The organism is Dyella sp., from assembly GCF_036568765.1.
In the GTDB taxonomy this organism is placed as follows: Bacteria; Pseudomonadota; Gammaproteobacteria; order Xanthomonadales; family Rhodanobacteraceae; genus GSA-30.
Window position 1 is genome coordinate 21,994 of the sequence record NZ_DATCRY010000215.1, and the last position, 7,015, is coordinate 29,008.

The 7,015-nt window shown below is 62.3% G+C and carries 6 protein-coding genes; 2 read left to right on the top strand and 4 right to left on the bottom strand.

Annotation, left to right across the window (positions count from 1 at the left end):
- Window positions 1-81: 81 nt before the first annotated feature.
- Genes VIM98_RS15055 through VIM98_RS15070 form a run of 4 tightly spaced genes read right to left on the bottom strand, consistent with a single transcriptional unit; the run spans window position 82 to window position 4,618 of the window.
- On the bottom strand, window positions 82-936 hold the full coding sequence (locus VIM98_RS15055) for a MurR/RpiR family transcriptional regulator (RefSeq protein ID WP_331993923.1): 855 nt from the start codon (window positions 934-936) through the stop codon (window positions 82-84).
- Window positions 936-2,027, bottom strand: coding sequence for a dipeptide epimerase (locus VIM98_RS15060; RefSeq protein ID WP_331993924.1), 1,092 nt, complete (start codon window positions 2,025-2,027; stop codon window positions 936-938). The genes VIM98_RS15055 and VIM98_RS15060 overlap by 1 nt, the downstream gene beginning before the upstream one ends.
- Before the next feature lie 35 nt (window positions 2,028-2,062).
- Entirely contained in the window at window positions 2,063-3,451 is a 1,389-nt protein-coding gene (locus VIM98_RS15065; protein ID WP_331993925.1) for an SH3 domain-containing protein, read from the bottom strand.
- A gap of 18 nt (window positions 3,452-3,469) precedes the next feature.
- On the bottom strand, window positions 3,470-4,618 hold the full coding sequence (locus tag VIM98_RS15070) for a DUF819 domain-containing protein (RefSeq protein ID WP_331993926.1): 1,149 nt from the start codon (window positions 4,616-4,618) through the stop codon (window positions 3,470-3,472).
- A 180-nt stretch (window positions 4,619-4,798) separates the two neighbouring features.
- Here VIM98_RS15070 and VIM98_RS15075 point away from each other — a divergent pair, with 180 nt between their 5' ends.
- Together VIM98_RS15075 and VIM98_RS15080 are read left to right on the top strand one after the other, a co-directional pair.
- The gene (locus VIM98_RS15075) at window positions 4,799-6,271 is read left to right on the top strand and encodes a transglutaminase-like domain-containing protein (RefSeq protein WP_414650226.1); all 1,473 of its coding nucleotides are present in this window, start codon (window positions 4,799-4,801) and stop codon (window positions 6,269-6,271) included.
- Between the two features lie 45 nt (window positions 6,272-6,316).
- On the top strand, window positions 6,317-7,015 hold a 699-nt coding region (locus VIM98_RS15080), incomplete at its 3' end, for a TonB-dependent receptor (protein WP_331993927.1).

Consider the following 7,015-nt stretch of genomic DNA (forward strand, 5'->3'; position numbering starts at 1 on the left):
CCCGCCCCTCCAACTTCGCTGGGGGAGAAGGTCGGGGTGAGGAGGACTCTTTCTCGGCAAAATCCAACAAGTGTCATTCCCTCAAGGCTCAAGCATCTGCTGAATGCGTTCGAGGTTGGCCACCAACAGCGCATGGCGCCGGTCGTCGCCCTCGCACAGCGCCACAAAGATCTGGTCGAGCAAGTGCTGCACCACCGCCTGGTAGAGCAACGATTGCACGTACTGACGCTCGTCGTGCGCGGAAACCAGCAACGGCAGATCGGCCAGCGTCCGCAGCGGATTGGACGTATGCCGGGTGATCGTCACCAACCGACCACGCTGCTCGCGAAAGAAGCGACCGAGTTTGACCAGCGCGGGATGATTGCCATGCTCCGAAAAAATCAGCAGCAGGTCGCCCGGCGCTGCGCTAGATACATGCGCGGCCATGCGCGCAATATCGAAGCTGTGCACGGCCACCAGCCCGAGCAAGGAAAGCTTGAGCGCAAAGCCACGCGCGTAGATATCGTCCTCGCCCAGCCCCATGACCAGAATCTTGCCGGCGTTTCCGGCCGCGGCGATCGCGTCGGCGACAGCCGCGAGCGTGCCTGGCGGGTTGATCAATCGCGTGGCCTCCTCGGCCTCGGATTTGCGCCGCCATAGTTGCCCTGCCCCATCCACCGGCCCAGGCGGGGCCTGCGTGGCCTGCTCGGCCGCGTCGCCATTATCCGAGCGCGCGATGGCCTCGCCGATGGAGTATTTGAGATCCGGGTAGCCCTTGAACCCGAGCTTCTGCGTGAACTTGACCACGCTGGACTGGCTGATACCCAGCGCATTGGCCAGTTGCTGGGAGGAGTAGTCGCGCAGCAATTGCGCGTTTTCGAGGATAAAGTCGGCGATGCGACGTTCCACCGCTGACATCTGGTCGCGCTCGGAGCGTATTTTGACCAAAGCGGACATCAGAGCGGTTCCAGTTCCCTGATCTGTTGGATTCCCAGGCCGGGGGCGTCGGTCACCGAGATTTCCGATTCGTTGAAGATCACCCCGCCGTCCACGGGGTTGTACTGGCAAAGCGAGGGGCCGTCCAGATCTACCTTGGTGATGACGTCGGCCTTGGCCACCGCCACGTGCACTGCGGCAGCCACGCTGATGCTGGTTTCGAGCATGCAGCCGATCATGCATTCGACCCCGTGCAGAGCCGCGATATCGGCGATACGGATGGCGTTGGAGATACCGCCGGTCTTCATCAGCTTGATGTTGATGATATCGGCCGCGCGCATGCGTATCAGCTCGATCACTTCCATCGGCCCGAACACGCTTTCGTCGGCCATGATCGGCGTATGTACGCGCTCGGTGACATAGCGCAGGCCCGCCAGGTCGCGCGCCTTCACCGGCTGCTCGACCAGTTCCAGCTTGACGCCGGCTTCCTCCAGCGATTGCAGCGCGAACACGGCCTGCTTGGCGGTCCAGCCCTGGTTGGCATCCAGGCGCAACAGCGCACGGTTCTCGACCGCCGCATAGATTGCCTTGACGCGTTCGATATCCACGCCAATGTCCTTGCCTACCTTGATCTTCAGCGATTCGAAGCCGCGCTCCACCGCCGACACCGAATCGGCCACCATCTTGTCGATGTAATCGACGCTGATGGTGATATCGGTGGTAATTACCGGATCGCCACCGCCCAGCAGCTTGTACAACGGCGCGTTGTAGAGCTGGCCCCACAGATCGTAGATGGCGATTTCCACCGCTGCCTTGGCGCTGGAATTCTTTTCCATCGAACCTTGGATCAGCTGAGTGATCCGGTTCAGTTCGGCAATGTCCTGCCCGATCAACCGCGGCGAGATGTAATGCCGAATGGCATCGACGATGGAACCGTGCGTATCGCCCGTGATCACCGCCGTCGCCGGCGCTTCGCCGTAACCGATGTGGCCGGTGTCGGTGTGCACCATCACCACGATGTCCTCGACGCGGTTAACCGTGCGCAACGCCGTCTTGAAGGGCGTCTTCAGCGGCACGCGCAGCATGCCGAACTGGATATCCGTAATTTTCATGGATGGGCTTGGCTCGTTGTGCGTGGCATCGTTGCTCAGGGGCGAATGCGCACGATGCTGGTCATGCGGTCGATGTAGGTCTGCCGGTCGTTGAACAGCAGCGGCAGCAAGGGGGTCACGGAGACTTCGTTGAGCTTGACGTGGCGGACTGTCCCGTCCGCAGCGCGGTAGCTCATGCCGCCGGTGTCGTGAATGACGTAAGGCTGGCCATCGATATGGCCGATCACCATCATCACATGGCCAGGGATATAGACCAGATCGCCGGTTTGCAGCGCCATGACGGCGCGCAGTCGTGCGTCGTGACTGTCGTTCTGGTCGAATACCTGATGATTCAGTCCCGGGCTGATGCTTTGATCGCGTGTATTGCGTGGCATCTCCACGCCCATGCTGCGATACACATCCGACACGAAGCCGCTGCAATCGCGCCCGTCGTAATCGTGGCCCCAGCCATAGCGCTCGCCAAGAAACTTGAAGGCCTGCCGCACGATATTGGCGCGCGTCAGTGGCAGGTAATTCGCGCTGCTGTCGGCATTGCGCTGCAGGAGCGCCGCACCGAAGTGCAGCTTGCCGGCATCGTCGCGCCAAGGCAAACGCAGGGGGTATGAGCTATACGCGTGCTGACCGTTCACCGGCTGGTCTGGCGGCAGGCCAGTCTGCAGGGGAATTCGGGCACCCATGTCCAGTTGCAATTGCGAGAACGGTGGTGCCTCGGGCGTAAACACGGTGCGCACGCTGGCGCCGGTCACTACCCGGTACGGTGTCACCGCCATGTAGCCAAGCACTTCGTCGGCCGTGCCTTCGGCGACGTACTGCTTTTCCATCCACGCCGCATAGCGCGGCGTCACCACGAAGTACCATTGTCCGTTGGCACTGGTATGCGCGATGACGACCGGCGTACCGGGAAATTCCGCGCTTTCCTGGAAACGATCGATATCGGTATCGCCCGTCCGGTTAAACACGCGCATCGTGGTAGGAAAGCTGCGCAGCGGCGCGCGCCGCACCACCATGCCATAGCGCGTCGGCTGCGTCGCCGGAATCGTATCTATTGCCAACTGCGCCATCAGAGTATCGAGCACCGATGCAGGCACTGGTTTGCCTTGCATGTCGTAGAGCGTCTTGCTCGGCCGCTGCGACATCTTCTCGACCCAGCCCTGTACCTGCGCACGGTTCAGCCCAGCGGCGAGACCGTGCAGATCGTGCATGGTCGGATCGACCTGGTAAAGCCGGGCGTTTTGCGCTGCGATAGCCTGTGTGTCCAGGATGACGCGATCGGGCTGTTCCTGGTTGGCGACCCAAAATTCGGGAGTGAGCTGCGCTTCGCCGACACCGAGCACGCCCGACGGTGGCGCGACGGCGTCCTGCGCCGCGGCGGCAGGTCCGCAGAGGGCGAGCGTGAGCAGGGCAATAAGCAAGGTACGTGTCATGGCATGTCTCCGATGGCGTTATCCGGCCAATCGCGAAAGTACGGTCGCCACCAGCAGGCCAAAGCCCGTACCGAGGATATAACCCAGCAGTGCAAGCAACACACCGACAGGCACCAGCGCACGCGAGTAAGTAGCCGCCAGCACCGGCGTGGCGGCGACACCGCCGATATGCGCCAGCGAGGAAATGCCGCACAGATACAGGTCGAAATGAAACAGCCGCGCGAACATCGCCAGCAGCAATGCGTGGATGGCGATGATGCAGACGCCGCACAGCAGATACACCGGCGCCGCGCCCAGCCCTTTGAAATTGCTCTGCGAGGCCAGCACCGCCACCACGGCGATCAACATGGCGCTGGAAATGCCGCCCGCGCCGGGAAAACGCGACAACGGCGTATGCGCGACGATCAGTCCGAATACGGTCGCCAGCAAGATCGTCCAGGTGGCCGGCGAGATCATTCCGCCCACCGGCAGATGCTGCCCCAGCCAGGCCGAACCGGCCGCGGCGGCCAGCGCCATCCCTAACCACAACAGCACGCTGTCGGGCGTAGTCGGGCCCAGCGTCGGCGGTGCGCTTACCACCAGGTCGCCGCTGGAAACCGCTCGCGTCCAGCGATTGAACGCCGGCGCCGTGCGTGCCAGCGAGAACAGCACCGCGACCCACATCGAATAGCACAACGCATCGGTCAGCAGTGACATCGCCAGGTGCGCATCGGACATGCCGATCGACTGCTTCACCGCGATCATGTTTGCCGTGCCGCCCATCCAACTGCCCGACAACGCAGCCAGCGGCTGCCAATCGTCGCCCGGAAGCCAATGGCGAAACAAAAGGTACGTGACGATGAAAGCCACGAACAGGCTGATCGCAGTGCAACCGAACACTGCAAGTACACGCGGCCCGAGGGCAAAGATCGCGCGCAGATCGCAATTGATCATCAGGAGAAACACCAGCGCCGGCACCAGCCGGTCGACCAGGGTGGCCTGGGCCATGCGGATCTCGTCGTTGACCTGCCATAGCCCCAGAACCGCCAGGGCGGTCACCAGCAGATAGGTCAGCACGATCGGCGGCAACACCTCGAAGACGCGCCAGCGATAACGCCGTTCCAGGGCGGGAAACAAGCCGGCCAGCAACAGCATCAGCGCCAGGTAAGGCCACACCGAATGAATCATCGCGTCCCCTTGAGAGGCCTGCCGCCGCTCGCCGCGGCTGTTATGGAATAACTAATTCCTTTCTTATTAGCAAGAAGCATAAATTATTGACCAGGTATTGCAAGCGTGCTACACAGCAATTTCAAGCGGCACCTCACGGGATTTCTTGCGGTGGCTAAGACCTGTTCCCAGATGGCGACGATGGCACAACGGCGCGCTTGCGTCCTCCTGCTCGGCTGCATCCTCGGCGGCTGGAGCGCCTTCGCCGCAGCCCAAGCCGACCCGCTCCAGGAAACGATCGCCCTCGTCGACGCCGGACATTTCAAGGAGGCGCAGGCGTACATCGATCGCGCCCTCGCGGAGCCGCAACTGCCGGTGGCCAAGCGCGACGCCCTCGCTTTCCAGCACGAACGCATGCGCCGCATCCTGCTCGATTTCACCCTGAGCGCCGATGAGGTCAAGGCACGCGTACGCAAGCAGATCCCTGACCTCAGTGACACCGAATTCGCACGCTGGGATGCGCAGGGACTGTTCGAGCACCAGACCATCGACGGACGCACGCTGTACTTCAAGCGTAGCCCGGGCAATCTGTTTCGTCTGAGCGCCGAAGCCGTCCGTCGACGTAAGGTTCAAACGCCGATTACTGACGGCCCGAACGAAACACTCAACGATTATCACCGTGCGGTTGTGCGCGAAGCGCTGGTCAGCGGCAAGGCTTCGGTACTGCCCCAAACGGTCCGCGTCACCCAGACGGTTACGGTCAAGGCCGATGCGGTGCCGGCCGGTGAAACAGTGCGTGCCTGGATTCCCTACCCACGGGCCATTCCGGGACAGCAGCAGGCGATCCGCCTGATCGACAGTACGCCGAGCGACGCGCAGGTGGCGCCCGAAGCGGCGCTGCAACGCACCGTCTACCTCGAAGCCAAGGCACAGCCGCACCAGCCCACGCGCTTTGCCATCACTTACGAAGTCACGCTCTACGCGCAGTACCACCGGATCGATCCGGCCAAGGTGCAGGCGGCGAAGATCACACCCGAGCTAGCTCCTTATATCGCCGAACGTGCACCGCACATCGTGTTCACCGACGCCATGCGCGCCTTCTCCAAGCGCGTCGTGGGCGATGAAAAAAACCCCTATCGCATCGCGCAGAAGCTGTTTGCCGCGGTGGACAAGATCCCGTGGGCAGGTGCACGCGAGTACTCCACCATCAGCAACATCAGCGATTACACCTTGCACGCCGGCCACGGCGATTGCGGCGAGCAGACGTTATTGCTGATGACCCTGCTGCGGCTCAACGGCATTCCCACGCGCTGGCAATCGGGCTGGATTTTCTCCGCTGGCGACTACAACAACATCCACGATTGGGGACAGCTTTACCTGGAACCGTACGGCTGGGTTCCAGTGGATGTGACCTTCGGCCAACTACACCCCGGTCCGGGTGACGACCCGGCCCTTCGGTGGTTCTACCTGGGCGGGCTCGATGCCTACCGCATCGCCTTCAACGACGACTACAGCCAGGCGTTCGTGCCGTCCAAGACTTTTGTCCGCTCCGAAACCGTCGATTCGCAACGCGGCGAAGTCGAGTGGCGCGGCGGCAACCTGTATTTCGACCAGTGGGACTACGACTTCGCATGGAAGATCGTGTCGGCCGCACACGGGGGCGGCGAGCGATAGCACTCACAGCTTGAACATCGACAGTATCGTCGGGGAGGCGGTCAGATGGGGGAGTTCAACAACAGTCGCAAGCTGCGTGCGCGCAGACTTTGCGTTGCGCTCGGACTGGGTTTGTCGGTGCTGGCCATGCCGATCCAGGCAGCCAATAACGATGGCTCCGTTGTCGGCCGCACGCAGGCAGGCGCCACGGTAACAGTGCGCGACCCGTCCACGGGGTTCGTGCGCAGCGTGACCGCGGACGAGAAGGGCAATTATCGCTTTCCGTTCCTGCCGATCGGCAAGTACGTGCTGGAGAGCAGCAAAGACGGCAAATCGCTCGGCGCGCCGATCAACGTGAGCGTTTCCCTGGGCAACGCGACCACGGTCAATCTCGGCGTCACCGAGCTGACCGGCGTCAACGTCACCGCTACCAATGTGGTAACCGCCGTCGATGTAACGTCCACCGAATCGGCCACCAACATCACGCGCGAGGAACTGCGCCGCTTGCCAGTGGATCAGAACGTTACTGCGGTCACCGTGCTGGCACCGGGCGTAAACAAGGGCACGGCCGGGTTCGGCGGCATCACCTTCGGTGGCTCTTCCGTGGCGGAGAACGCGTTCTACGTCAACGGCCTGAACGTCACGGATTTCTACAACCGCAACGGCTTTTCCGAAGCGCCGTACAACTTCTACCAGGAGTTCCAGGTCAAAACCGGCGGCTACTCGGTGGAGTTCGGCCGCACCACCGGCGGTGTGGTCAATGCC

Coding starts and splice junctions, on each gene's coding strand:
- VIM98_RS15060 (WP_331993924.1), bottom strand. CDS start 2,027: ATGAAAATTACGGATATCCAGTTCGGCATGCTGCGCGTGCCGCTGAAG.
- VIM98_RS15055 (WP_331993923.1), bottom strand. CDS start 936: ATGTCCGCTTTGGTCAAAATACGCTCCGAGCGCGACCAGATGTCAGCG.
- VIM98_RS15075 (WP_414650226.1), top strand. CDS start 4,799: ATGGCACAACGGCGCGCTTGCGTCCTCCTGCTCGGCTGCATCCTCGGC.
- VIM98_RS15070 (WP_331993926.1), bottom strand. CDS start 4,618: ATGATTCATTCGGTGTGGCCTTACCTGGCGCTGATGCTGTTGCTGGCC.
- VIM98_RS15065 (WP_331993925.1), bottom strand. CDS start 3,451: ATGACACGTACCTTGCTTATTGCCCTGCTCACGCTCGCCCTCTGCGGA.